The following is a 25,097-nucleotide window of genomic DNA, read 5'->3' on the forward strand; positions in this document are numbered from 1 at the left end:
CGGCATGAATAATGCTCCTGAGTATGCAGATCCGCAAGCACATGTTTTGTGTTTACGAGCCGCCATCCAGTTTCGAATGTAAAAGGATGAAACTGCATTTTACCTCTTTTCAGTCCATTTCGGCTGTAATACTGTTGCCCCCGGCCTGCTTCGCTGGTGTAGCAACCAGTCACCGGGCCCGGAAGCAGTTCCGTAACCTACGCGGCAATGTACTCATTTGCCTGGTTCTGCCTTTTCCGGTGAAGAAGGAACCCGCATAGCCTGTACAGGAACGCACGCAATGGAGATGCGAATCACTGCGCTGATCGTTGCGATCGGTTTACTGCTTATCGCACTGCACGGTGGCTGGAGCATATCCGACATCACGGTGCTGTTTGTCGTCAACCTCGGCAACTAGCTGCTGGCCGCTCGTAAGAGCGGCCTTCTGAATTCCCGGCGCCTTTTCCCGCATCGCATATAATTGTGTAATAAATACTCACACTCTTTATCCGGACGTACCGGACGCTTCCCAATAAAAGTCAAAACAGTAAAAGACGGGTGAATAATACTCACGCCAACCGTAACGCCTCACGGCACAGCGCCTGTCTCGTTGGAGTCATTTTATGAAGTTGCCCTTTAAGCCACATCTGCTTGTCCTTCTGTGCAGTGCCGGGCTGTTTGCCGCCTCAGGCGTCATGTTTGTCAAAAGTCGTGCAACGGAACCCGTTGCGCCAGCCCCCGTCGCGCAACCACCGTCAGCGCCTACCGCAGCCCAGCCGGCCCCTGTCGTCGCGCCAGCCTACACTGCCGCGCAAATCGATCAGTGGGTTGCCCCCATCGCGCTCTACCCGGATGCTCTGCTGTCACAAATCTTGATGGCCTCGACCTACCCGGCCAACGTGATTCAAGCGGCGCAGTGGTCCAAAGACAACCCCAAAATGGAAGGGGACGCCGCGATTCAGGCCGTTGCCAGCCAGCCCTGGGATCCCAGCGTAAAATCCCTGGTCGCGTTTCCTCAGCTTATGTCGCTGATGGGAGAGAATCCGCCGTGGGTACAAAATCTGGGCGATGCGTTTCTCGCGCAGCCGAAAGATGTAATGGATTCCGTTCAACGCCTGCGCGCGCTGGCGCAGAAGACCGGCGCCTTGCAATCTACGCCTCAGCAGACGGTCACCACGGTAACGAAACCCGCACCGGCAAAAACCAGCACCACCGAGTCAACGTCAACCACCACGTCCGCACCGGCCCCGACGGTGATCAAAATTGAATCTGCCGACCCGCAGGTGGTTTACGTCCCCACCTATAATCCCAATATGGTTTACGGAACCTGGCCCAACACCGGTTATCCGCCAACCTATCTCCCGCCGTCACCCGGGGAGCAGTTTGGCAACAGCTTCGTCAACGGCTTAGGTTTCAGCCTGGGTGTCGCCACAACTTATGCCATCTTCAGCAATATCGACTGGGATGATGACGATGACTGGGACCATCATCATGACGGTGACTGGGATAATCACGGCGGCTACAACCGCAACGGTGATAACAACATCAATATTAACGTTGAGAACTTCAATAAAATCAGCGGACAACGTCTGACGGACGCCAACCGTACCTGGCAGCACAACCCGGCCTATCGGGAAGGTGTCCCCTACCCGACAAACCAGCTCAACACGCGTTTCCACTCCACCAACACGGCCACGGGGCTTAGTGCAACGCAGCAACCGGTTAATCGCGATAGCCAGCGTCAGGCGGCGCTGAGCCAGATGGAGAAATCGACAGGTAAAACCTTCCCACAGACTGCTCGCCCGGGCACGAAAGCGGCGCAGCGACAGGCCTCAAGTGAACAGCTGAAACAGATTTCTCAGCGCAATAACTACCGTGGCTATGACACCAAACCGCAGACGGCGAAGCGGGCCACCACGCAGCAGCGAGAAAACCGACAGACCACCGCGCAGAGACAAGAGAAACGGGTTCAGCCTTCTCAGCAACGTCCCTTCCAGCAGCGAAACAGTCAACTCCGGGCCAATGCACTGAGCGGCAACGACAGCCGTTCCGCCAACTGGCAGGCGCAGCAGCAGCGTGGGGCGCAAAGCAGACACCTCGCCGCTCGTCAGCAGCAGCTACGCCCGGCAGCGGCTGGACGTGCTGAACACCGTGAATTCCGTCATCGCTAAGGGAGCCGACATGAAACGTAAATTACTCAGTGGAATGGTGTTGTTCATGGTCTCGGCGACCGTCATGGCGCAGCAATCCTTCAGCTCACCAGAACAGGCTACCAATGCGCTGGAAAGCGCCATCCGCGAGCAAAACGAAAGCGCGATGAGCAACCTGCTCGGTGAGAACTGGCGCGACTTCCTGCCCCCTGAAGGCGTTGATCCTGACGCAGTCGATCGCTTTCTGCGCGACTGGAAAGTCCGTCATAACACCATTGTCGAAGGCGATAAAGCGCATCTGGTTGTCGGAGACAGCGGCTGGCAACTTCCCATTCCGGTGATCAAAACCGCCTCCGGCTGGCAGTTTGACATCAAAGAAGGCGCCGAGGAGATCCTGACCCGCGAAATTGGGCGCAACGAACTCGCCGCCATTGAAGCTCTGCATGCCTACGTGGATGCGCAGCAAAGCTATTTTGCGATGAACCAGAAATACGCGGAGAAGATTGTCAGTTCTGAGGGTAAAAAGGACGGTCTGTACTGGCCCGTTTCGCCTGGTGAAGCGCCAAGCCCGCTTGGTCCGGCGTTCAGTCCGAAAGAGCCAGGCGCGGGTTACCATGGCTATCGCTATCGCATCCTGCCGGATAAAAATGGCTTTGCCATGGTTGCCTGGCCTGTGAGCTACAGTCAGACGGGGATAATGAGCTTTGTAATTAACCAGGACGATCGAGTCTATCAGCGAGATCTTAGAAAGGAAACGGAAGATGCAGTGCAGGCAATCGGGCAGTTTACATCAGAAAATCCTTGGCAAAAGGTAACGCCTTAATCACTGCCCGGCGAAAGTGCTGGGCAGCGGTCACTTTTAATTCAAATTTTATTTAACGAAGCTATAGGTGATATTGCCTTGTAAATTTGCCGGCATTTTTGAAATGTCGGTTCTTGCCTCTTCGCCCCACTCAAAGACTTGATCATCATCACGCAACGCGATAAAGCGATAGCCACACGAATAGATAGCGCGAATGTTGTATAATTCATGAGCTACCGGGGTAGTATCTCCGCCTTCGTATTTATCTCCCCAGGCTAATACAGTGCCATCACGACGAAGCGCCGCAAATGCATTCCAGGCACCGCCTGTCAGAGAAACTACATTTGTTACATTTTGGGGCATACGATTAGCGACATGCCCCCAGCAGTATACGTCTCCATCTGATGTTAAAAATGCATAGCTGCCATTAATAGCAGCCTGAACATCGATAATATTAGTCAGACACGCAATTTCTTGTGGCAGCTCGCTTAAGTAATACGATTGTCCCCAAAAAACCACACTACCATTTTTTCTCAAAGCAATGAAAGTTGTATCAGTGCTATGTATAGAAACAATGTCCGACAGGTTTGCTATATTGTCTGGTATATCAGCACCGTATTTAGCACTTCCCCATGCAAAAATATTGCCTGTAGCCCTGAGCGCCACAAATGTACCAGTATTACTGTGTAATGCGATAACATCGTTAACTTCTTTTAAATGAATCGGCAACTCGCCTCCGTATGCACCATCCCCCCATGCGATCACGTGACCATTTTGGGTGATTCCTGCAAAGGCATATTCCGTAGTCTGGATAGCGACGAAATCCTTGCGTTCAGCAATATCTTTCGGAAAATCTTCACGAGGCGCACCGTCTGTCCACTGTACTACCTGATTGTTAGCCCGCAACGCAAGATAAGAATTGCTTCCGCTATCATACCCATATTCAGCTACTTTAATAGCTACTATGTCGGTCAGTGCTGCAATGTGATCCGGCAGAGGATTATTACCATCAACAGACCAGGTAAAAACCTGTCCATTAGAGTTAATGGCGGCAGAAATTTCTCGCCCACCGTAAATAGCCCTAACATTATGATTACGATCGCTGGTCGGAGAAGTACCACCGCTTTCTGGCACACCCCACGCTTCAACAACACCATCATTTTTAATAGCGGCCAATGCGCCACCTGAACCACCAATATTGCTGATATTAATAACGTCACCCAGACGATAGATATCAGAGTTTGCCAGCAGTCGCACGTCGGGACGTGTATCGGTAAAAATGGGGCCAGTATGGCGAGGTGTGGATTCATCCTCATACCACCAATCAACGCTCACGGGCAGTAGAGTCTCTTTATCAAGCGCAATCAGTTTGTGTGTTGAACTTGCCCAGGCATTTCCTAATTGCGTTCTGGCTCCCATAACTTTTAAATCACGAATATCAGATATTGAAACATAACTATTCATAATACATCCTTTTATTGAAAATATACCTTCGAAATAGTTATATACCCTTTAAATATTATGTCAAACTGCTAAATCAATTTTTAGAATATTTTTCCAAACGATATTGATATGAATTTTATATAATAATAATCAATATTGAACTCTAAAACATTTACCTAATAAATAACCGTTAAATGAAGCGCTGAATATTTAATTATATATTAATAACTAAGAATAAAATTAAAAAAAACGCCTCCGAAGGAGGCGCTTAGCAATCACAACAAAACTTATTTCTTCTTCGCTTTCGCGTTTGGCAGGTCGGTAATGCTACCTTCAAACACTTCAGCCGCCAGGCCCACGGACTCGTGCAGAGTCGGGTGCGCATGGATGGTCAGCGCGATGTCTTCCGCGTCACAGCCCATTTCGATAGCCAGACCGATTTCACCCAGCAGCTCACCGCCGTTGGTACCGACAATCGCACCACCGATTACGCGGTGAGTCTCTTTGTCAAAGATCAGCTTGGTCATACCGTCTGCGCAGTCGGAAGCGATAGCACGGCCAGAAGCAGCCCACGGGAAGGTGGCGGTTTCGTAGCTGATGCCTTTCTCTTTCGCTTCTTTCTCGGTCAGACCGACCCATGCAACTTCTGGCTCGGTGTACGCGATAGATGGGATCACTTTCGGATCGAAGTAGTGCTTCATGCCGGCGATAACTTCAGCGGCAACGTGACCTTCGTGAACGCCTTTGTGCGCCAGCATTGGCTGACCGACGATGTCGCCGATAGCAAAGATGTGCGGCACGTTAGTACGCAGCTGTTTGTCAACGCGGATGAAGCCACGGTCGTCCACTTCCACGCCAGCTTTGCCCGCGTCGAGGTTTTTACCGTTCGGTACACGACCGATAGCCACCAGCACGGCGTCGTAACGCTGTGGTTCGGATGGGGCTTTTTTGCCTTCCATGGAAACGTAAATACCGTCTTCTTTCGCTTCAACGGCAGTCACTTTGGTTTCCAGCATCAGGTTAAACTTCTTGCTGATGCGCTTGGTGAAGACTTTAACGATGTCTTTGTCAGCAGCCGGGATAACCTGGTCGAACATTTCAACCACGTCAATGTCTGAACCCAGCGCATGGTACACGGTACCCATTTCCAGACCGATGATACCGCCGCCCATAACCAGCAGACGCTTAGGAACGGTTTTCAGCTCCAGGGCATCGGTGGAATCCCACACGCGTGGATCTTCATGTGGAATGAATGGCAGTTCGATTGGGCGAGAGCCTGCCGCGATGATCGCATTGTCGAAGTTGATAACGGTTTTGCCGTTTTCGCCTTCCACTTCCAGGGTGTTCGCACCGGTGAATTTACCCAGACCGTTAACCACTTTGACCTTACGGCCTTTGGCCATACCCGCCAGACCGCCGGTCAGCTGAGTGATAACTTTCTCTTTCCAGGTACGGATTTTGTCGATATCGGTTTTTGGCTCGCCGAAGACGATACCGTGTTCAGCCAGCGCTTTGGCTTCTTCGATAACTTTCGCTACGTGCAGCAGCGCTTTAGAAGGGATACAGCCGACGTTCAGACAAACACCGCCGAGGGTGCTGTAACGTTCTACGATGACGGTTTCCAGACCTAAATCCGCTGCACGAAATGCTGCGGAGTAACCTGCCGGGCCTGCCCCAAGTACTACGACCTGAGTTTTGATTTCTGTGCTCATCATGACCTCTTAGTTTATACCCGTCGTCCACCGGGTCGTTCTATCCGCCCGCAGTTTACAAAATTGTTAACAATTTTGAAACAACAAACGGCTCACGAATTGTCGCTTTCACCAATAACCTCATAAACACCATGAGATTATCAGAAAAAAGCCGGCCGACTGGCCGGCTTTTCGATTACATCACCAGGCGGCGAATGTCGCTCAGCATGTTGTTGATGATGGTGATGAAACGCGCACCATCAGCCCCGTCGATCACGCGGTGGTCGAAGGACAGAGAGATTGGCATCATCAGACGCGGCACGAACTCTTTGCCATTCCACACCGGCTCCATCGCGGACTTGGACACACCGAGGATAGCCACTTCCGGCGCGTTCACAATCGGCGCGAAGTGGGTGGTACCCAGGCCGCCGATGCTGGAGATAGTGAAGCAGCCGCCCTGCATTTCGCCGGCAGTCAGCTTACCATCACGCGCTTTCTTGGAGATGGTGGTCAGTTCACGGGACAGCTCAGTGATGCTCTTCTTGTTCACGTCTTTGAATACCGGAACAACCAGACCATTTGGCGTATCAACCGCAACACCGATGTTGATGTATTTCTTCAGCGTCAGCTTCTGGCCGTCTTCGGACAGGGAGCTGTTGAAGCGTGGCATCTGCTCCAGAGCAGCGGCAACGGCTTTCATGATGAAGACCACTGGGGTGAATTTCACGTCCAGCTTACGCTTCTCGGCTTCGGCGTTCTGCTGCTTACGGAACGCTTCCAGATCGGTGATATCGGTCTTATCGAAGTGCGTAACGTGCGGGATCATTACCCAGTTACGGCTCAGGTTAGCACCCGAGATTTTCTGGATACGGCCCAGTTCAACTTCTTCGATTTCGCCGAACTTGCTGAAGTCCACTTTCGGCCATGGCAGCATGCCCGGGATACCGCCGCCAGCGGCTGCAGCTGGTGCAGCTTCGGCGCGTTTCACCGCGTCTTTCACGTAGGCCTGAACGTCTTCGCGCAGGATACGACCCTTACGGCCGGTCCCTTTCACTTTCGCCAGGTTCACACCGAATTCGCGCGCCAGGCGACGAATCAGCGGAGTCGCGTGGACGTAAGCGTCGTTTTCAGCGAACTCTGATTTTTCTGCTTTTGCAGCAGGGGCAGCGGCTGGTTTAGCAGCCTGAGCCGGTGCAGCAGCCGGTGCTGGAGCAGCCGCGGCAGCCGGAGCTGCGGCAGGCGCAGCGCCTTCCACTTCGAAGACCATGATCAGGGAGCCGGTAGACACTTTATCGCCGGTGCTGATTTTGATCTCTTTAACGGTACCGGCGAACGGCGCAGGCACTTCCATGGAAGCCTTGTCGCCTTCAACGGTGATCAGTGACTGTTCAGCGGCAACTTTGTCGCCCACTTTTACCATCACTTCGGTGACTTCAACTTCGTCACCGCCGATGTCCGGTACGTTAACGTCTTTCGCACCGCCAGCAGCGGCTGGTGCAGCGGCCGGAGCCGGAGCAGCGGCCTGTGCAGGCGCGGCAGCAGGTGCAGCACCCGCCACTTCGAAGATCATGATAAGCGACCCGGTAGACACTTTATCGCCGGTGTTGATCTTGATCTCTTTTACGGTACCGGCGAATGGCGCTGGTACTTCCATAGAGGCTTTGTCGCCTTCTACGGTGATCAGTGACTGCTCGGCCGCAACGGTATCGCCCACTTTCACCAGGATTTCAGTGACTTCAACTTCGTCACCGCCGATGTCAGGCACGTTCACTTCTTTCGCTGCTGCGGCCGCTGCTGGAGCAGCGGCGGCCGCAGCGGCTTCTTTCTTCTCTTCCTGCGCAGGTGCAGCTGCTGCTGCACCGTCGGCGGAATCGAAAATCATGATCAGTTTGCCAGTCTCGGTTTTATCGCCAACGGAGACTTTGATCTCTTTAACGATGCCAGCCTGAGGAGACGGGACTTCCATAGAGGCTTTGTCGCCTTCTACGGTGATCAGCGACTGTTCAGCTTCAACTTTGTCGCCCACTTTGACCAGGATCTCGGTGATTTCAACTTCATCAGCCCCGATGTCCGGTACATTGATTTCGATAGCCATTATTCTTTTACCTCTTACGCCAGACGCGGGTTAACTTTTTCTGCATCGATGTTGAATTTGGTAATTGCGTCCGCAACCACTTTCTTATCGATTTCGCCACGTTTAGCCAGTTCGCCCAGTGCTGCTACAACCACGTAAGAAGCATCAACTTCGAAGTGGTGACGCAGGTTTTCGCGGCTGTCAGAACGACCGAAGCCGTCAGTACCCAGTACGCGATAATCATCAGCTGGAACGTAAGTACGAACCTGCTCAGCGAACAGTTTCATATAGTCAGTAGACGCCACCGCTGGCGCGTCGTTCATCACCTGAGCGATGTACGGTACGCGTGGGGTTTCCATTGGGTGCAGCATGTTCCAGCGCTCACAATCCTGGCCATCACGCGCCAGTTCGGTGAAGGAAGTCACAGAGTAAACGTCGGAACCCACACCGTAGTCTTTCGCCAGGATCTGCGCTGCTTCACGAACGTGACGCAGGATAGAACCGGAGCCCAGCAGCTGAACTTTACCTTTGCTCCCTTCAATGGTTTCGAGTTTGTAGATACCTTTACGGATACCTTCCTCGGCACCTGCTGGCATTGCCGGCATGTGGTAGTTTTCGTTCAGGGTGGTGATGTAGTAGTAAATGTTCTCTTGCGCTTCACCGTACATGCGCTGCAGACCGTCATGCATGATGACAGCAACTTCGTACGCGTAAGACGGGTCGTAAGAGATACAGTTAGGAATAGTCAGAGACTGAATGTGGCTGTGGCCATCTTCGTGCTGCAGACCTTCACCGTTCAGGGTCGTACGACCGGAAGTACCACCGATCAGGAAGCCGCGAGCCTGCTGGTCGCCTGCCTGCCAGCACAGGTCACCGATACGCTGGAACCCGAACATGGAGTAGTAAATGTAGAACGGAATCATCGGCAGGTTGTTGGTGCTGTATGAAGTCGCAGCAGCCAGCCAGGATGCGCCTGCGCCCAGCTCGTTGATACCTTCCTGCAGAATCTGACCTTTCTCGTCTTCTTTGTAGTATGCAACCTGCTCACGGTCCTGCGGGGTGTACTGCTGGCCGTTCGGGCTGTAAATACCGATCTGACGGAACAGACCTTCCATACCGAAAGTACGCGCTTCGTCGGCGATGATTGGCACCAGACGATCTTTGATCGACTTGTTCTTCAGCATCACGTTCAGGGCACGAACGAAAGCGATAGTGGTAGAGATCTCTTTGTTCTGCTCTTCCAGCAGCTGAGAGAAGTCTTCCAGCGCTGGCAGTTCCAGCTTCTCGGTGAAGTTAGGCTGACGAGCTGGCAGATAGCCTTTCAGCGCCTGACGACGTTCGTGCAGGTACTTGTGCTCTTCAGAGCCTTCCGGGAAGGTGATGTAAGACAGGTTTTCTACCTGCTCATCGGTCACTGGAACGTTGAAACGGTCGCGGATATAGCGCACGCCGTCCATGTTCATTTTCTTAACCTGGTGAGCGATGTTTTTACCTTCTGCGGTATCACCCATGCCGTAACCTTTGATGGTGTGGGCCAGGATTACAGTCGCTTTACCTTTGGTTTCACGCGCTTTTTTCAGTGCAGCGTAAATTTTCTTCGGATCGTGACCACCGCGGTTCAGGGCCCAGATCTGCTCATCAGTCCAGTCGGCAACCAGCGCTGCGGTTTCAGGGTATTTACCGAAGAAGTGCTCACGCACGTAGGCACCGTCTTTGGATTTGAAGGTCTGATAATCGCCGTCAACGGTTTCGTTCATCAGCTGGATCAGTTTACCGCTGGTGTCTTTACGCAGCAGTTCGTCCCAACGGGAACCCCACATGACTTTGATCACGTTCCAGCCAGCACCTGCGAAGATGCCTTCCAGTTCGTTGATGATCTTGCCGTTACCGGTTACCGGACCATCCAGACGCTGCAGGTTACAGTTGATGATGAAGCACAGGTTGTCCAGCTTCTCACGGGTTGCGATGGTGATCGCACCTTTAGATTCTGGCTCATCCATCTCACCGTCGCCCAGGAAGGCATAAACGGTCTGCTCAGAGGTGTCTTTCAGACCACGGTGTTCCAGATACTTCAGGAATTTAGCCTGGTAGATCGCACCGATTGGGCCCAGACCCATAGATACGGTCGGGAACTGCCAGAATTCAGGCATCAGTTTAGGGTGCGGATAAGAAGACAGACCTTTACCGTGAACTTCCTGACGGAAGTTGTTCATCTGCTCTTCAGTCAGACGACCTTCCAGGAATGCACGTGCATAGATGCCCGGAGAGATGTGGCCCTGGAAGTACACCAGATCGCCGCCGTCTTTCTCGTTCGCTGCACGGAAGAAGTGGTTGAAGCACACTTCGTAAACGGTCGCAGAAGACTGGAAGGACGCCATGTGGCCACCCAGTTCCAGGTCTTTCTTGGACGCGCGCAGAACGGTCATGATGGCGTTCCAGCGGATTGCAGAACGGATACGACGTTCCAGATCCAGATTGCCCGGGTATTCCGGTTCGTCTTCAACGGCAATCGTGTTTACGTAGTTGCTAGCCCCTGCACCTGAAGCAACTTTCACGCCGCCTTTGCGGGCTTCAGAAAGCAGCTGATCAATCAGATACTGAGCGCGCTCAACACCTTCTTCACGGATGACCGATTCGATCGCCTGTAGCCAGTCGCGAGTTTCGATCGGATCCACGTCATTTTGGAGACGTTCTGACATGGGGGTATTCCTTATCTATCTAATACGTTGATTTGTCTGGAACCTGTCCCATTGTGCTCTTGGGCAAGAACACAATAAGACAGGTTCTGCGTTTAGTTGCCGCGCTCTAAAAGTACCTGGCGCTTAATCCTTTCGTTGCTGTATGCGGCGTAATGAACGTTCGCGACGCGATTGTTCACGGCTGCGGTCCAGCAAGATTTCCTCAATGAAAGCCAGGTGACGGTGCGACGCTTCGCGCGCCTGCTCCGGCTCCCCGGCCATTATCGCCTCGAATACTCGGGTGCGATGGTTGCTTACCAGCGGAAGCATCTCCCGACGGGCATACAACAATTCAAAATTCTGACGAACGTTCTGGGCCAGCATCGGCTCCATGCAGCGTAGCAGATGGAGGAGCACCACGTTGTGTGCCGCTTCGGTGACGGCGATTTGATACTGGACAACGGCGCTGGACTCGGCGTCTAAATCGCCGGACTGCTGTGCCCGTTCAATGGCCTGATGCAGTTCGCGGATACGCACGCGATCTTCATCAGTGCTGCGAAGGGCGGCGTAATAGGCCGCAATACCTTCAAGCGCGTGACGGGTCTCAAGCAGGTCAAACTGGGATTCTGGGTGGTCAGAGAGAAGTTCTACCAGCGGATCGCTGAAGCTCTGCCACAGGCTGTTTTGCACAAAGGTTCCGCCGCCCTGGCGACGAAGCAGCAAGCCCTTTGCTTCGAGGCGTTGAATCGCCTCACGCAGAGAGGGACGTGAAACGTCGAACTGTTTTGCCAGCTCGCGTTCTGGCGGAAGTTTCTCACCCGGGCGCAGAGTCCCTTCGAGGATTAAAAACTCCAGCTGCTGCTCAATCACATCAGATAGTTTTGGTTGGCGAATTTTGCTGTAGGCCATATTCCCTGTCTTACGCCTTTTTGCCCGGAGTCAATTGGTCTTACCAATTTCTAGTTCGTATCGCTAAAGTAACAAAGTATTCACCTTCTGTCCATATTGGTTTTGATTGAAATCAGTAAACCCTGCACATTTTAACAACCTTACAGAAATAACGTTTCAGAAATGTAACTTTGCACAAATGAGTTGATTACTCCCAAAGAGGGAGTTTTAACCATAATGAAACGAGGGGTTTTGCAATCTGAAGCGATTCAACATGGCAAATAATGAAAATTCGCCCACTTAAGAAGCATTTCTATTCTATAGGTTGGGTTAGGAAGAATAAGCGGGCCGATTTACAAATGCTTTCTTTTTATTCAAGTCGTCAGCATCCCTTCATAAAGCAGGTGCATTCGCAGTCGCTTACCACTATTCTGGCGCTTACGGAAGTCATCTCCGCTTTTTTCGGTTTGTTTAACCGTAAAGAAATAAATACAGAATATGGACTTTCATAATTACACACGCACAGCGTGAACATAACAACCACACACGAGGTTTCAAATGGAAGCTCAACAGCACGGCGATCAGCTAAAGCGCGGACTTAAAAACCGCCATATACAGCTCATCGCACTGGGCGGTGCGATTGGTACCGGCCTGTTTCTGGGCAGCGCATCCGTTATCCAGTCAGCCGGTCCGGGTATTATTTTGGGTTACGCGATTGCGGGTTTCATCGCTTTTCTGATCATGCGCCAGCTTGGCGAAATGGTCGTTGAAGAGCCGGTCGCAGGCTCGTTCAGCCACTTTGCCTACAAATACTGGGGCAGCTTTGCGGGCTTCGCCTCCGGCTGGAACTACTGGGTGCTGTACGTTCTGGTTGCTATGGCCGAGCTGACCGCCGTCGGGAAGTACATTCAGTTCTGGTATCCGGAGATCCCCACCTGGGCGTCTGCTGCAGCCTTCTTCGTGATTATCAACGCCATTAACCTGACCAACGTAAAAGTATTCGGCGAGATGGAGTTCTGGTTTGCCATTATCAAAGTCATTGCCGTTGTGGCGATGATCATCTTCGGTGGCTGGCTGCTGTTCAGCGGCAACGGCGGCCCGCAGGCTACCGTGCGTAACCTCTGGGAACAGGGCGGCTTCCTGCCTCACGGCATGACCGGTCTGGTGATGATGATGGCAATCATTATGTTCTCCTTCGGCGGCCTGGAGCTGGTGGGTATTACCGCTGCCGAAGCCGATAACCCGGAGCAAAGCATTCCGAAAGCCACAAATCAGGTTATCTACCGTATTCTGATCTTCTATGTGGGCTCACTGGCCGTGCTGCTCTCCCTGCTGCCGTGGACGCGCGTGACCGCTGACACCAGCCCGTTTGTTCTCATCTTCCACGAGCTGGGCGATACCTTTGTCGCCAACGCCCTGAACATCGTGGTGCTGACCGCAGCGCTCTCCGTTTACAACAGCTGCGTATACTGCAACAGCCGTATGCTGTTCGGCCTGGCCCAGCAGGGCAACGCGCCGAAGATGCTGCTCAACGTGGATAAACGCGGCGTGCCGGTGAATACCATCATTGTTTCAGCCATCGTGACCGCGCTGTGCGTGCTGATTAACTACATGGCACCGGAATCGGCGTTTGGCCTGCTGATGGCGCTGGTAGTCTCCGCTCTGGTTATCAACTGGGCGATGATCAGCCTGGCGCACATGAAGTTCCGCCGCGCGAAACAGCAGCAGGGCGTCACCACGCGCTTCCCTGCCCTGCTCTATCCGCTGGGTAACTGGATTTGCCTGCTGTTTATGGCGGCCGTGCTGGTGATCATGCTGATCACGCCGGGCATGGCGATTTCCGTCTACCTGATCCCGGTCTGGATTGCGATCCTTGGCGTTGGCTATCTCTTCAGCCAGAAAAGCCGTAATGCCATGAAGGCGCACTAAACCTCTCGCCGCGGCACCTGTTTTTGAGGGTGCCGCGCGTTGTTACCTCCTTCACACTTTCACGCCAACAGCACATTTATCCATATCACCGCCCTGATACTGCAACGCATATATTCCTTTGCCAGCGAATAATTCTCCCCATACCGTAAACCGGAGAGCTGTCGATGGATAACAACAAACTGTCAGTAAAAGAAAAGATCGGCTATGGGATGGGCGACGCGGGATGCAACATCATCTTCGGCGCCATCATGCTGTTTGTTAACTATTTCTATACGGATATTTTTGGCCTGGCGCCTGCGCTGGTCGGCGTGCTGCTGCTGTCCGTCCGCGTAATTGACGCCGTAACGGACCCGATTATGGGGGCGATTGCCGACCGTACCCGCAGTAAATATGGCCGGTTTCGTCCATGGCTGCTGTGGATTGCGTTCCCCTACGCGCTGTTCAGCATTCTGATGTTCACCACCCCGGAGTGGAGCTATAACAGCAAAGTTATCTATGCGTTTGTCACCTACTTCCTGCTCTCGTTAACCTATACGGCCATCAACATCCCTTACTGCTCGTTAGGTGGAGTGATCACCAACGATCCAAAAGAGCGCGTGGCCTGCCAGTCGTATCGCTTCGTGCTGGTCGGCATCGCCACGCTGCTGCTCTCCTTAACGCTGCTGCCGATGGCCGACTGGTTTGGCGGGGATAACAAAGCCAAAGGCTACCAGATGGCGATGACCGTCCTGGCGCTGATTGGTACCTGTATGTTCCTGTTCTGCTTCGCCACCGTGCGCGAGCGCGTGCGCCCGGCAGTGCAAACCAACGACGAACTGAAAAACGACCTGAAAGACGTGTGGAAAAACGACCAGTGGGTGCGCATTCTGCTGCTCACGCTGTGCAACGTCTGCCCGGGCTTTATCCGCATGGCGGCGACCATGTATTACGTCACCTGGGTGATGGGCCAGAGCACCCACTTCGCCACGCTGTTTATCAGCCTGGGCGTTGTCGGCATGATGCTTGGCAGCGTGCTGGCGAAAGTGCTGACCGACCGCTGGTGTAAGCTGAAGGTCTTCTTCTGGACCAATATCGTGCTGGCGGCATTCTCCTGCGCCTTCTATTTCTTCGACCCGAAAGCCACCGTTACCATCGTGGTGCTCTACGTCCTGCTTAACATCCTGCACCAGATCCCGTCTCCGCTGCACTGGTCGCTGATGGCCGACGTGGACGACTACGGCGAATGGAAAACCGGGAAGCGCATCACCGGGATCAGCTTCTCGGGTAACATCTTCTTCCTGAAACTTGGCCTGGCGATTGCCGGGGCGATGGTCGGCTTCCTGCTCTCCTGGTACGGTTATGACGCGGGCGCAAAAGCGCAAAGCGCGGACGCCATCAACGGGATCGTGCTGCTCTTTACCGTCATTCCGGGCATTGGATACTTAATTACCGCTGGGGTGGTACGTCTGCTGAAAGTGGACCGTGAGACCATGAAGCAGATCCAGGCCGATCTGGAAAAACGCCGCAACAATTACCGCGAGCTGAATGACTATCAGGAACTCAAAGCCGCTGAGACTAAATAAGGAAAGCCGCATGTATAACTGGCCAAACCCGTTTATCGAACAACGCGCCGACCCGTACATTTTACGCCATGAGGGACAGTACTATTTTATTGCCTCCGTGCCGCAGTACGACAGGCTGGCGATCCGCCGCGCGGACTCGCTGGAAGGACTACGCGACGCTGAAGAGGTAGTGGTCTGGCGCAAACCCGAGACCGGCCCGATGAGCCAGCTAATCTGGGCGCCAGAACTGCACCACGTTGACGGCAAGTGGTACATCTATTTTGCCGCGACGCACACCCAGGCGCTAGACGCGCTCGGGATGTTCCAGCACCGCATGTTTGCGATTGAGTGTGCGGACCGCGATCCGCTCAGCGGTACCTGGATCGAGAAAGGGCAAATCAACACCCCGTTCGACACCTTCGCCCTGGACGCCACCACCTTTGTTCATCAGGGCAAACGCTGGTACCTGTGGGCGCAAAAAGCCCCGGATATTTCCGGTAACTCTAACCTCTATCTGTGTGAAATGGATAACCCGTGGACGCTGAAAGGCGAGCCGGTGATGCTCAGCAAGCCAGAATACGACTGGGAATGCCGTGGTTTCTGGGTCAACGAAGGTCCGGCGGTGCTGGTTCACGGCGATAAGCTGTTTATCAGCTACTCCGCCAGCGCCACCGATGAGAACTACTGCATGGGGTTACTGTGGATAGACCTGAACGCCGATCCGCAAAACCCGGCAAACTGGCACAAATCCCCTCGCCCGGTTTTCGTCACCAGCTACGAGAACCGCCAGTACGGGCCAGGCCACAACAGCTTTACGCAAACGTCGGAAGGGGAAGATGTATTGGTGTACCACGCAAGAAATTACACCGAAATTGAAGGCGATCCGCTTTACGATCCGAACCGTCATACCCGCCTGAAGCTTGTCCGCTGGGACGAAAACGGGATGCCTGATTTCGGCATCCCGCCTGCGGATACGTTATAGCGTCTGCGGCGCGCTGGGTTACACCAGCGTGCCGTAAATCGTCAGCAGCGCCACAATCACCACCACAACAAACGAGGTTTTCTTCGCCATTGAAACGGCGGCTTTTGGCGTTTCGATCTTGTCGGTATGCGGTTCGCGCGCCAGCGAGAACTGCGCCAGGCGCGTCAACACCTGGTACTGGGACGTATGGCGGTCCCCAAGAGAAGCGAACCATGCGGGCAGCGCTTTTTCACCGTGGCCAATTAAGGCGTACACCACGCCCACCAGACGCACCGGAAGCCAGTCGAGCACGTGCAGGATGGCATCAATGCCGGACAGCAAACGCTCATGCGGCGTCAGATAACGGGCAAGCCAGGTCTGCCAGGCGCGCAGGAACGAATAGCCCATCAGCAGTACCGGCCCCCAGGGGCCGCCCACCACAAACCAGAACAGCGGAGCAAGGTAGTAGCGGAAGTTAATCCACAGCAGCGCGTTTTGCAGCTCGCGCAGGAACTCGCGCTCGTCGCAGTCCGGCGGCACGCCGTGGATCATCGTCAGCTCGCTCGCCATCGCGCCGCGCGCGTGCGCATCGTCACGGGAGGCGGCTTTCAGGTAGGCGTGATAGTGCAAACGCACCTTGCCCGCACCGATGCACAGCACGCCGAGCAGGATCCACACCACCAGCAGCGGCACGTTAAAAAAGAGTCCGTACAGCGAGCGCAGCAGCAGGAAGGTAATCAGCATGACGCCCGCCATCATCAGCAGCGTGCGCAGCATGGAAAAGTGCTTGATGCGGCGGAATAACACCTCCAGCCGGTGATCCAGTTGCCAGTGCTCGCCGAGCTTGAACAGGCGTTCGGCGATGATAACCAGCAGCATGGTAAACAACGTCATGGTATCTCCTTATTCTGACGACGCGGCAAGCATGGCGCGAAACCGCGGCCAGTCAAATGCCGGGCCGGGATCGGTTTTTCTCGCCGGTGCGATATCGCTGTGCCCGGTAATATTGTCGGCGATTGCCGGGTAGAGTCCGATAAGCGTGTGGGTAATAGCAACCAGCTGCTGATACTGGGCATCGGTGTAGGGGGTAGTATCCGTGCCTTCCAGCTCAATCCCAATCGAGAAATCGTTGCACCGTTCGCGCCCGTGATACATCGATACCCCGACATGCCAGGCGCGCTTATCAAAAGGAACATACTGAACCACCTCACCATCACGGCGAATCAGGCAGTGAGCCGACACGCGCAGATGCGCAATCTCAGCGAAGAAGGGATGAGCATTGGGATCTATCGTTCCCGTGAATAACGCATCGATCCACGGGCCGCCAAACTCACCCGGCGGGAGGCTAATATTATGAACCACCAGCAGTGTGGGCTTTTCATCCTCCGGGCGGCAGTCGTGGTGCGGCGAGGGCACATGCCGCGCATCCACAAGCCATCCGTTTTCTAACAACATGCTGGAACTCCTTCTGTATGGTGCAATGACTCGGTTCAGAGTAGCATGTTTCAATATTATGATTCGTTACCAATTTGGAGTTTTATCATGCCGCCTCGCCGCTACAACCCCGACCACCGACGTGAAGCGCTTCTGGAACGTATTAATATGGATATTCCGGCAAGCGTCGCCCATGCGTTGAAAGAAGACCTGGGGGGTGACGTTAACGCCGATAAAGATATTACCGCACAATTGTTGCCAAAAGAGACACGCTCGCACGCGGTCATTATCACCCGTGAGGAGGGCGTTTTCTGCGGCAAGCGTTGGGTTGAAGAGGTCTTTACTCAGCTGGCGGGTGACGATGTACAGGTGACATGGCACGTTGATGATGGTGATGCAGTGACCGCCAATCAGCCGCTGTTCGAGCTGGACGGTCCTTCCCGCGTATTACTGACCGGCGAGCGTACCGCGCTCAATTTTGTCCAAACGCTCTCTGGCGTCGCCAGTGAAGTGCGCCGCTACGTTGACCTGCTGGCCGGCACCCGTACCCAGCTGCTTGATACCCGCAAAACGCTGCCGGGCCTGCGCACTGCGCTGAAGTACGCGGTGCTCTGCGGCGGCGGCGCAAACCATCGTCTGGGCTTATCCGATGCTTTCCTGATTAAAGAGAACCACATTATTGCTTCTGGCTCCGTGCGTCAGGCGGTGGAAAAGGCCTTCTGGCTGCATCCGGATGTGCCGGTTGAGGTGGAGGTCGAAAGCCTGGAAGAGCTGGAGCAGGCGATCAAGGCCGGGGCCGATATCATCATGCTCGATAACTTCGAGACGGAGCAGATGCGCGAGGCGGTGAAACTGACCAACGGCCGGGCCCAGCTTGAAGTCTCCGGAAACGTCACTTTCGAGACGATCCGTGAGTTCGCCGAAACTGGCGTGGATTACATCTCCGTTGGCGCGCTGACCAAGCACGTTCGCGCCCTCGATCTCTCAATGCGCTTCAAATAACGCACGCTCCCCTCTCTGCCCGGAGAGGGGAATTTCAGCCTCGCTCGCAAATCCATTGTCCTTCTCTGCAACACGGAATGAATTCTCTGAAGCTCCTTTCTCGTTCTCTTTTTTGCCCCTCGTTTCTGCCCTGTCCCGCTGACAAAGTAGCGCCACTTTGCATAAGGAGCAGATATGGACAGACAACAAGGATTCACACTCATTGAGCTGATGGTGGTCATTGGCATCATTGCGATTCTGAGCGCCATCGGCGTTCCCGCCTATCAGAACTACCTGCGTAAAGCAGCCCTCACCGATATGCTGCAAACTTTCGTTCCCTATCGCACTGCCATTGAGCTTTGCGCGCTCGATCGCGGCGGCGTGGAGAGCTGCGATGCCGGCAGTAACGGTATTCCCTCTCCTGCCACGACGCGTTACGTTTCAGAAATGAGCGTGGCGAAAGGGATCGTGACCTTAACAGGCCAGGAGAGCCTGAACGGGCTGACGGTAACCATGACGCCGCAGTGGAGCAACGGCAACGGTATGACGGGCTGGACGCGTGACTGCAATATCAGTGCTGACAGCGCGCTTAAGCAGGCCTGCGAAGACGTCTTCCGCTTCGACACTAACTAAGGAGCGGATAATGAACACCGATCAACTCGTGGCGCTTTGTTTTCGCCACCATGCCCTGCTGCTCACCAGCGACAGCGACATGATTAGCATCGCCGTCGTGGGAACCCCCGCGCCTGAACTGATGGAGGCCCTGCGCTTCGCGACCCAGAAGCGGATTGATATCGAATGCTGGAGCGCTGAACGCATGGAAAAGCACCGGCAGTTAACCGCGCAATCGCATCTGCCCGTCGTTTCGCAACCCCACTCCGCGGTGGACATCCTCAACCATACGCTGCAGCAGGCAGTAAACCAGCGCGCGTCTGACATCCATATCGAACCAATGGAGCACGCGTGCCAGATCCGCTTACGTATCGACGGGGTACTTTATCCGCAGCCTCCCCTTTCCGCCGCGCTGGCGACGATGCTCAGCGCCCGGTTAAAAGTGCTGGGTAATCTGGATATTGCGGAACGGCGCTTACCTCAGGACGGTCAGTTTACGATTGAGCTGACAAACGAGCCGGTCTCGTTTCGTATCGCCACGCTTCCCTGCAATGGCGGTGAGAAAATTGTGCTGCGTTTGCTACATCAGGTTCAGCAGGCGCTGGAGCCGAACGCGCTTGGCATGAGCGCTAAACAGCTGGCCTGTTTTAATGAGGTACTCCACCAGCCTCAGGGGCTAATTCTGGTCACCGGCCCGACGGGCAGCGGCAAAACCGTAACGCTCTACAGCGCGCTGCAGGCGCGTAACACCCCTGACGTCAACATCTGCAGCGTGGAGGATCCCATCGAGATCCCGCTTGCGGGGTTAAATCAGACGCAGGTTAACCCCCGCGCGGGCTTAACATTCCAGAGCGTACTGAGAGCGCTGCTCCGTCAGGATCCGGACATCATTATGGTAGGGGAAATTCGCGATGGTGAAACGGCAGAAATTGCCATTAAAGCCGCGCAGACCGGGCATCTGGTATTGTCGACGCTGCACACCAACTCGACGACGGAAACCCTCATTCGTCTGGAGCAGATGGGCGTGGCGCGCTGGATGATCTCTTCCGCGCTTTCGATGGTGATTGCCCAGCGGCTGGTTCGGCGCCTTTGCCCGCACTGCCGACAGAAAACAGGGGAGCATACGGACCTGCCGCGCTCGGTTTGGCCGCGGCAACTTCCTCGCTGGCAGCCTGCAGGCTGCGATCGTTGTTATCACGGTTTTTACGGGCGCGTGGCCATTTTTGAAGTACTTGCGATCGATAATCCCCTGCGCCAGGCTATTGCCAGCGGGGCAGGCACCGAGGTGATTGAAGCCAGCGCCCGACAGGCTGGACTCATCTCGCTGTTTGAACACGGCTGCATGGCCGTTGAACAAGGGATGACCACGCTTGAAGAGTTAGTGCGTGTTCTGGGTATGCCCGATGGCTGCTAATCAACTCTGGCGCTGGCGAGCAATCTCCACTGAAGGAGCCCCCCGAAACGGAGTACTCTGGGCCACCGACCGCAACGCAGCCTTCACCAGACTGATGCGTAACGACCTCCATCCTCTAGCCCTGACCCGATGCGCTCAAAGGCACCGCTGGCGTCCACATCAATGCTACGAGATGTTTCGTCAGCTCGCAACGCTCCTGCAGGCCGGGCTGACGCTCGCGCATAGTCTGCAAATGCTGGCAGACCAACATCCAGTAGAACCGTGGCGGGGGCTACTGCAAAACGTTGCCGATGAACTCAGTGAAGGCTGTCCTTTTTCTGAGGCGCTCAAACGGTGGCCAGCAGTCTTTAGCCCACTGCATATCTCAATGGTGAAAACCGGAGAGCTAACGGGGAAGCTTGAAGCGTGCTGCCGAGAGCTTGCAGAGCAGCAAAAAGCGCAGCAGCAGCTCAGCGCGAAGGTGAAAAAAGCGCTGCGCTACCCGGCGATCGTCCTGACGCTGGCCGTGCTCGTCGTGCTGGCAATGGTCACCCTGGTTTTGCCCGAATTTGCCGCGATCTACAAAACCTTTAATACCCCGCTTCCGGCGCTGACGCGAATTGTTATGGGGATAGCCGCGTTTATGCAGTCATATGCCATTGCGCTGTTCACGATGCTGCTTGTTTCCGTAACCGCAGCCTGGCCTCTGCGACACCATCCTCGCTGGCAGCGTATTCTGCTGAGTTTTCCCGTAATGGGCGCGCTGGCGAAAGGGCAAAAGCTGGGGCAGATCTTCACCGTGCTGTCGCTCACGCAGCAGGCGGGCATTGCATTCTTACAGGGGCTTGAAAGTGTAGAAGAGACTGTTGAAAGCCGGTACTGGCAGGGAATACTCCGCAGCATACGCGAGAACATTGAAAAAGGTCTCCCCGTCTGGTCGTCCTTTCAGAAGGCGGCAATGTTTACCCCGCTCTGTATTCAGCTTTTACGAACCGGCGAGATGTCAGGTTCGCTGGACGTCATACTGGCAAACCTTGCTCGCCATCACACGGAACAGACCTTTCAACGGGCAGACAACCTGGCGGCGCTTCTGGAGCCACTGCTCCTGGTTGTTACGGGGGTTATCATCGGCACGCTGGTGGTGGCAATGTATCTGCCGATTTTCCATCTGGGTGATGCGATGAGCGCGGGGTAGTGCAGCAGCGCTGGCGCACGAGTATGCGCCAGCGAAAGCCATTACAGGCTATTGAAAACGCGGTTTTCCTGCTCCTGAACGCGAATAAACGTTGTGCGTTTCGTCAGCTCTTTCAGGCGGGATGCACCCACGTAGGTACAGGCTGAGCGCAGGCCGCCCAGGATGTCGCGCGCGGTGTTTTCAACCGGGCCGCGCAGAGGCAGCTTCACGGTTTTGCCTTCTGCCGCACGGTATTTTGCCACGCCACCGACGTGGCGGGTCATCGCGGATTCAGAGCTCATACCGTAGAACAGCATGAATTTCTCGCCGTTCTCTTCCACCACGGTGCCGCCGCTCTCTTCGTGGCCTGCCAGCATACCGCCGAGCATCACGAAGTCCGCGCCGCCGCCAAAGGCCTTTGCGACATCGCCCGGCATGGTGCAACCGCCGTCGCTGATGATCTGGCCGCCCAGGCCGTGCGCCGCGTCGGCACATTCAATGACCGCGGAAAGCTGCGGATAACCAACTCCGGTCTTCACGCGCGTGGTGCATACAGAGCCCGGGCCAATGCCCACTTTCACGATATCGGCACCGGAAAGGATCAGCTCTTCACACATTTCACCGGTCACCACGTTGCCCGCAATGATAGTTTTGGTCGGCCAGGCTTCGCGCGCCTTGCTGACGAACTGCACGAAGTGCTCGGAGTAACCGTTCGCCACATCAATACAAACGAAGCTAAGCGCCGGGTTGGCATTCAGGATCTGTTTGGTTTTCTCGAAATCGGCGTCGGAAGTACCGGTGGAAACCATCACGTGCTTCACCACGTCAGCAGAGGCGGACGCAACAAACGCATTCCACTCTTCAGAAGTGTAGTGCTTGTGGACTGCAGTAAGAATATCGAACTGAGCCAGCGCCGTTGCCATCTCAAAGGTACCGACTGTATCCATGTTGGCAGCAATGATTGGCACGCCAGACCACGTCTGACCGGAGTGTTTAAAGGTGAATTGACGTTCGAGTTCAACGTCTGAGCGACTTTTCAGTGTAGAGCGTTTAGGGCGGATAAGAACGTCTTTGAAACCTAACTTCAGATCTTCTTCGATACGCATGTGCGGATTCCTGGGGTTAGAGGCAAATATGTTAAAAGCACAACTCCAGTGACGCTATCATACGCACTAATACCTGCTCCGCAAGACTGCGAAATTCTCTTTTTTTACGCTACAATCCTATAAATTTACCTGGTAAAAAGCCGGTAAAGAGAATCAAACAATTACTGTCGCACGTTTGTTTTTTAAGCAACTGATTTCCATAATGAATAATTCCCAGGATTTGATTTAATGGGGTATATCGTCGCAGTAACCGGCGGCATCGGTAGTGGCAAAAGTACCGTTGCGGACGCGTTTTCTCGTCTCGGCATCGCGATTATTGATGCTGATATTATTGCCCGTCAGGTGGTAGAGCCCAATACACCCGCGCTAAAGGCCATCGCCGACCATTTCGGTCAGGCAATCATCAATGCCGATGGCACACTGAACCGCCGTCAGCTTCGCGAATATATTTTTTCCGATTCTGCGGAAAAAGCCTGGCTTAATGCCCTGCTCCACCCCATTATCCACCAGGAAACTCAGCGTCAGATAGCCGCAGCCCGCTCGCCCTATGTCCTGTGGGTGGTTCCGCTCCTGGTAGAAAATCAGCTGCATAAGAAAGCCAATCGGGTATTGGTGATTGATGTCACACCCGAGACGCAAATCCAGCGAACCATGACGCGCGACCACGTCTCTCGTGAACATGCTGAACAAATTCTTGCCGCTCAGGCCACTCGCGCTCAGCGCCTTGCCGTTGCGGATGATGTTATTGATAATAACGGCGCACCAGATGCCATTGCATCGGATGTTGCCCGCCTGCACGAGCAGTATCTAACCTTCGCCGCGCAGGCCGTTGCACAGGAAAAACCATAATGTCGACCCACATCCTTTTTGAGCACCCGCTTAATGAAAAAATGCGTACCTGGCTGCGCATTGAATTTCTCATCCAACAGCTTTCACAACATCTGCCTGTTAACGATCATGCCACGGCGTTGCACTTCTTTCGCAACGTAGGCGATCTGCTGGATGTGATTGAACGTGGCGATGTCCGCACGGAGCTGTTGAAAGAGCTGGAGCGCCAGCAGCGTAAATTACAGGCCTGGGCCGAAGTACCGGGCGTGGATCAAAGTCGAATTGACGCCTTACGCCAGCAGTTGAAAAACAGCAGCACGACGCTGATGGCCGCGCCGCGCGTTGGGCAATATTTACGAGAAGACCGTTTGATAGCGCTGGTGCGCCAGCGCCTGAGCATACCGGGCGGTTGCTGTAGCTTTGATCTGCCAACGCTGCATATGTGGCTGCATATGCCGCAGGAACAGCGCGATCGCCAGGTAAACAGCTGGCTGGGTAGCCTGGAGCCGATGAATCAGACGCTATCGCTGATCCTCGATCTTGTGCGTAACTCTGCCCCGTTCCGCAAGCAAACCAGTCTCAACGGTTTTTATCAGGACAACGGCGACGACGCCGATCTTCTGCGTCTAAATTTGTCGCTTGGCGAGCAGCTTTATCCACAAATTTCCGGGCATAAAAGCCGTTTCGCGATCCGCTTTATGCCGCTGGACAGTGAAAATGGCACCGTGCCGGAACGCCTCGATTTTGAACTGGCCTGTTGTTAAGGAGTGCCAATGTCTGACGTCACCACCGTAAACTGCCCAACCTGTGGGAAAACTGTCGTCTGGGGAGAAGTGAGTCCGTTTCGCCCGTTCTGCTGCAAGCGCTGTCAGCTCATTGATCTGGGCGAATGGGCGGCGGAAGAGAAACGTATTCCGAGTGAAGGCGACCTCTCGGATAGCGATGACTGGAGCGAAAGCCAGCAGTAACGTTCAAAGCCTGCTGGCGATTCGTTCGGCAGGCCTACATGTTTGTCGCTAAGCGGCGGATCACAGGCTCATTGGCTGGCGGGAATTTGTCGGCATCACTGACCTGAAGTTCCACCCAGTTACCCGGCTGTCCCTCTTTTCCCCAGGGTTCACCTTCCCAGCTTTCCACCAGCCAGAACCACAGCGTGATGTGCCTGTCGGGAAACTGATACTCCAGCTTATCGAACAGCGTGGCGCCAAGCGGGGTAATCCCCACCTCTTCCTGCAGCTCACGCACCAGCGCCTCTTCCGGTGTTTCTCCTGATTCGATTTTCCCGCCAGGAAACTCCCACTTGTTCGCCATATGGGCGTCAGCAGCGCGCTGGGTGATGAAGATTTGGTTTTGCGGGTTGCGAATAATCCCGACGGCAATTTGCAGTATTTTCATAGCGTCACTTCCATAAAAAAGGCGCAGATATCTGCGCC

Annotated in this window: 21 protein-coding genes; 12 read left to right on the forward strand and 9 right to left on the reverse strand. The window is 54.5% G+C overall.

Annotated elements, in window-relative coordinates; translation table 11 throughout:
• Positions 1–602 precede the first annotated feature (602 nt).
• The gene (locus INF77_RS01795; protein WP_150144854.1) at positions 603–2,150 is read left to right on the forward strand and encodes a DUF3300 domain-containing protein; all 1,548 of its coding nucleotides are present in this window, start codon (positions 603–605) and stop codon (positions 2,148–2,150) included.
• Positions 2,151–2,160: 10 nt separating this feature from the next.
• Positions 2,161–2,952 carry a DUF2950 family protein gene (locus tag INF77_RS01800; RefSeq protein WP_150144914.1) on the forward strand — a complete coding sequence of 264 codons (792 nt, stop codon included), beginning with the start codon at positions 2,161–2,163 and terminating at the stop codon, positions 2,950–2,952.
• A gap of 48 nt (positions 2,953–3,000) precedes the next feature.
• Here INF77_RS01800 and INF77_RS01805 read toward each other — a convergent pair whose 3' ends face one another.
• The 5 genes from INF77_RS01805 to pdhR all read right to left on the reverse strand — a co-directional run bounded on the left by INF77_RS01805 (position 3,001) and on the right by pdhR (position 11,726).
• Entirely contained in the window at positions 3,001–4,395 is a 1,395-nt protein-coding gene (locus INF77_RS01805) for a hypothetical protein (protein ID WP_227414015.1), read from the reverse strand.
• A gap of 266 nt (positions 4,396–4,661) precedes the next feature.
• Positions 4,662–6,086, reverse strand: a complete 1,425-nt coding sequence (gene lpdA, locus INF77_RS01810) for a dihydrolipoyl dehydrogenase (RefSeq protein ID WP_023332094.1) — start codon at positions 6,084–6,086, stop codon at positions 4,662–4,664.
• 175 nt (positions 6,087–6,261) lie between these two features.
• The gene (aceF, locus tag INF77_RS01815) at positions 6,262–8,160 is read right to left on the reverse strand and encodes a pyruvate dehydrogenase complex dihydrolipoyllysine-residue acetyltransferase (RefSeq protein ID WP_193543064.1); all 1,899 of its coding nucleotides are present in this window, start codon (positions 8,158–8,160) and stop codon (positions 6,262–6,264) included.
• A 14-nt stretch (positions 8,161–8,174) separates the two neighbouring features.
• On the reverse strand, positions 8,175–10,838 hold the full coding sequence (gene aceE / locus INF77_RS01820) for a pyruvate dehydrogenase (acetyl-transferring), homodimeric type (RefSeq protein ID WP_028015529.1): 2,664 nt from the start codon (positions 10,836–10,838) through the stop codon (positions 8,175–8,177).
• A gap of 123 nt (positions 10,839–10,961) precedes the next feature.
• Positions 10,962–11,726, reverse strand: coding sequence for a pyruvate dehydrogenase complex transcriptional repressor PdhR (gene pdhR, locus INF77_RS01825; RefSeq protein ID WP_006173806.1), 765 nt, complete (start codon positions 11,724–11,726; stop codon positions 10,962–10,964).
• A gap of 537 nt (positions 11,727–12,263) precedes the next feature.
• Between pdhR and aroP the strand changes: the two genes are divergently transcribed.
• The 3 genes from aroP to INF77_RS01840 all read left to right on the forward strand — a co-directional run bounded on the left by aroP (position 12,264) and on the right by INF77_RS01840 (position 16,157).
• Positions 12,264–13,634 (forward strand): aromatic amino acid transporter AroP, encoded by a 1,371-nt coding sequence (gene aroP, locus INF77_RS01830; RefSeq protein WP_028015528.1) that lies wholly within the window; start codon positions 12,264–12,266, stop codon positions 13,632–13,634.
• A gap of 164 nt (positions 13,635–13,798) precedes the next feature.
• Positions 13,799–15,196, forward strand: coding sequence for a glycoside-pentoside-hexuronide (GPH):cation symporter (locus INF77_RS01835; RefSeq protein WP_193532377.1), 1,398 nt, complete (start codon positions 13,799–13,801; stop codon positions 15,194–15,196).
• Positions 15,197–15,206: 10 nt separating this feature from the next.
• The gene (locus INF77_RS01840; protein ID WP_193532378.1) at positions 15,207–16,157 is read left to right on the forward strand and encodes a family 43 glycosylhydrolase; all 951 of its coding nucleotides are present in this window, start codon (positions 15,207–15,209) and stop codon (positions 16,155–16,157) included.
• Positions 16,158–16,175: 18 nt separating this feature from the next.
• On the opposite strand, the gene ampE is transcribed toward INF77_RS01840, so the two are convergent.
• On the reverse strand, positions 16,176–17,030 hold the full coding sequence (ampE, locus tag INF77_RS01845) for a beta-lactamase regulator AmpE (protein WP_041911235.1): 855 nt from the start codon (positions 17,028–17,030) through the stop codon (positions 16,176–16,178).
• A 9-nt stretch (positions 17,031–17,039) separates the two neighbouring features.
• A complete protein-coding gene (ampD, locus tag INF77_RS01850; protein WP_193532379.1) occupies positions 17,040–17,591 on the reverse strand; it encodes a 1,6-anhydro-N-acetylmuramyl-L-alanine amidase AmpD in 552 nt (183 codons plus the stop codon).
• Positions 17,592–17,678: 87 nt separating this feature from the next.
• Here ampD and nadC point away from each other — a divergent pair, with 87 nt between their 5' ends.
• From nadC to hofC, 4 genes are all read left to right on the forward strand, one after another.
• A complete protein-coding gene (nadC, locus tag INF77_RS01855; RefSeq protein WP_045259465.1) occupies positions 17,679–18,572 on the forward strand; it encodes a carboxylating nicotinate-nucleotide diphosphorylase in 894 nt (297 codons plus the stop codon).
• Positions 18,573–18,746: 174 nt separating this feature from the next.
• Positions 18,747–19,184: a prepilin peptidase-dependent pilin gene (ppdD, locus tag INF77_RS01860; protein WP_048960892.1), complete on the forward strand. Its 438-nt coding sequence runs from the start codon at positions 18,747–18,749 to the stop codon at positions 19,182–19,184.
• A 10-nt stretch (positions 19,185–19,194) separates the two neighbouring features.
• Entirely contained in the window at positions 19,195–20,577 is a 1,383-nt protein-coding gene (gspE, locus tag INF77_RS01865; RefSeq protein WP_136343958.1) for a type II secretion system protein GspE, read from the forward strand.
• Entirely contained in the window at positions 20,567–21,751 is a 1,185-nt protein-coding gene (gene hofC, locus INF77_RS01870) for a protein transport protein HofC (RefSeq protein ID WP_193532380.1), read from the forward strand. The genes gspE and hofC overlap by 11 nt, the downstream gene beginning before the upstream one ends.
• Before the next feature lie 41 nt (positions 21,752–21,792).
• Here the strand turns inward: hofC and INF77_RS01875 are convergent, their stop codons facing one another.
• Entirely contained in the window at positions 21,793–22,836 is a 1,044-nt protein-coding gene (locus INF77_RS01875) for a GMP reductase (RefSeq protein WP_193532381.1), read from the reverse strand.
• A 228-nt stretch (positions 22,837–23,064) separates the two neighbouring features.
• Here INF77_RS01875 and coaE point away from each other — a divergent pair, with 228 nt between their 5' ends.
• Genes coaE through yacG form a run of 3 tightly spaced genes read left to right on the forward strand, consistent with a single transcriptional unit; the run spans position 23,065 to position 24,632 of the window.
• Positions 23,065–23,685, forward strand: a complete 621-nt coding sequence (coaE, locus tag INF77_RS01880; RefSeq protein WP_028015518.1) for a dephospho-CoA kinase — start codon at positions 23,065–23,067, stop codon at positions 23,683–23,685.
• Positions 23,685–24,428, forward strand: a complete 744-nt coding sequence (gene zapD / locus INF77_RS01885; protein ID WP_028015517.1) for a cell division protein ZapD — start codon at positions 23,685–23,687, stop codon at positions 24,426–24,428. Before coaE ends, zapD begins: the two co-directional genes overlap by 1 nt.
• A 9-nt stretch (positions 24,429–24,437) precedes the next feature.
• On the forward strand, positions 24,438–24,632 hold the full coding sequence (gene yacG, locus INF77_RS01890) for a DNA gyrase inhibitor YacG (protein ID WP_028015516.1): 195 nt from the start codon (positions 24,438–24,440) through the stop codon (positions 24,630–24,632).
• A 34-nt stretch (positions 24,633–24,666) separates the two neighbouring features.
• Here yacG and mutT read toward each other — a convergent pair whose 3' ends face one another.
• Complete coding sequence (mutT, locus tag INF77_RS01895; protein WP_028015515.1) at positions 24,667–25,059, reverse strand: 8-oxo-dGTP diphosphatase MutT; 393 nt, start codon at positions 25,057–25,059, stop codon at positions 24,667–24,669.
• Positions 25,060–25,097: the final 38 nt, after the last annotated feature.

Source organism: Enterobacter cloacae complex sp. P1B (assembly GCF_014982345.1).
Classification (GTDB): Bacteria; Pseudomonadota; Gammaproteobacteria; order Enterobacterales; family Enterobacteriaceae; genus Enterobacter; species Enterobacter bugandensis.

Excerpts from the sequence above, each read along its gene's own strand:
- INF77_RS01795 (WP_150144854.1), top strand. The coding sequence starts at position 603 with ATGAAGTTGCCCTTTAAGCCACATCTGCTTGTCCTTCTGTGCAGTGCC.
- INF77_RS01800 (WP_150144914.1), top strand. The coding sequence starts at position 2,161 with ATGAAACGTAAATTACTCAGTGGAATGGTGTTGTTCATGGTCTCGGCG.
- INF77_RS01805 (WP_227414015.1), bottom strand. The coding sequence starts at position 4,395 with ATGAATAGTTATGTTTCAATATCTGATATTCGTGATTTAAAAGTTATG.
- lpdA (WP_023332094.1), bottom strand. The coding sequence starts at position 6,086 with ATGAGCACAGAAATCAAAACTCAGGTCGTAGTACTTGGGGCAGGCCCG.
- aceF (WP_193543064.1), bottom strand. The coding sequence starts at position 8,160 with ATGGCTATCGAAATCAATGTACCGGACATCGGGGCTGATGAAGTTGAA.
- aceE (WP_028015529.1), bottom strand. The coding sequence starts at position 10,838 with ATGTCAGAACGTCTCCAAAATGACGTGGATCCGATCGAAACTCGCGAC.
- pdhR (WP_006173806.1), bottom strand. The coding sequence starts at position 11,726 with ATGGCCTACAGCAAAATTCGCCAACCAAAACTATCTGATGTGATTGAG.
- aroP (WP_028015528.1), top strand. The coding sequence starts at position 12,264 with ATGGAAGCTCAACAGCACGGCGATCAGCTAAAGCGCGGACTTAAAAAC.
- INF77_RS01835 (WP_193532377.1), top strand. The coding sequence starts at position 13,799 with ATGGATAACAACAAACTGTCAGTAAAAGAAAAGATCGGCTATGGGATG.
- INF77_RS01840 (WP_193532378.1), top strand. The coding sequence starts at position 15,207 with ATGTATAACTGGCCAAACCCGTTTATCGAACAACGCGCCGACCCGTAC.
- ampE (WP_041911235.1), bottom strand. The coding sequence starts at position 17,030 with ATGACGTTGTTTACCATGCTGCTGGTTATCATCGCCGAACGCCTGTTC.
- ampD (WP_193532379.1), bottom strand. The coding sequence starts at position 17,591 with ATGTTGTTAGAAAACGGATGGCTTGTGGATGCGCGGCATGTGCCCTCG.
- nadC (WP_045259465.1), top strand. The coding sequence starts at position 17,679 with ATGCCGCCTCGCCGCTACAACCCCGACCACCGACGTGAAGCGCTTCTG.
- ppdD (WP_048960892.1), top strand. The coding sequence starts at position 18,747 with ATGGACAGACAACAAGGATTCACACTCATTGAGCTGATGGTGGTCATT.
- gspE (WP_136343958.1), top strand. The coding sequence starts at position 19,195 with ATGAACACCGATCAACTCGTGGCGCTTTGTTTTCGCCACCATGCCCTG.
- hofC (WP_193532380.1), top strand. The coding sequence starts at position 20,567 with ATGGCTGCTAATCAACTCTGGCGCTGGCGAGCAATCTCCACTGAAGGA.
- INF77_RS01875 (WP_193532381.1), bottom strand. The coding sequence starts at position 22,836 with ATGCGTATCGAAGAAGATCTGAAGTTAGGTTTCAAAGACGTTCTTATC.
- coaE (WP_028015518.1), top strand. The coding sequence starts at position 23,065 with ATGGGGTATATCGTCGCAGTAACCGGCGGCATCGGTAGTGGCAAAAGT.
- zapD (WP_028015517.1), top strand. The coding sequence starts at position 23,685 with ATGTCGACCCACATCCTTTTTGAGCACCCGCTTAATGAAAAAATGCGT.
- yacG (WP_028015516.1), top strand. The coding sequence starts at position 24,438 with ATGTCTGACGTCACCACCGTAAACTGCCCAACCTGTGGGAAAACTGTC.
- mutT (WP_028015515.1), bottom strand. The coding sequence starts at position 25,059 with ATGAAAATACTGCAAATTGCCGTCGGGATTATTCGCAACCCGCAAAAC.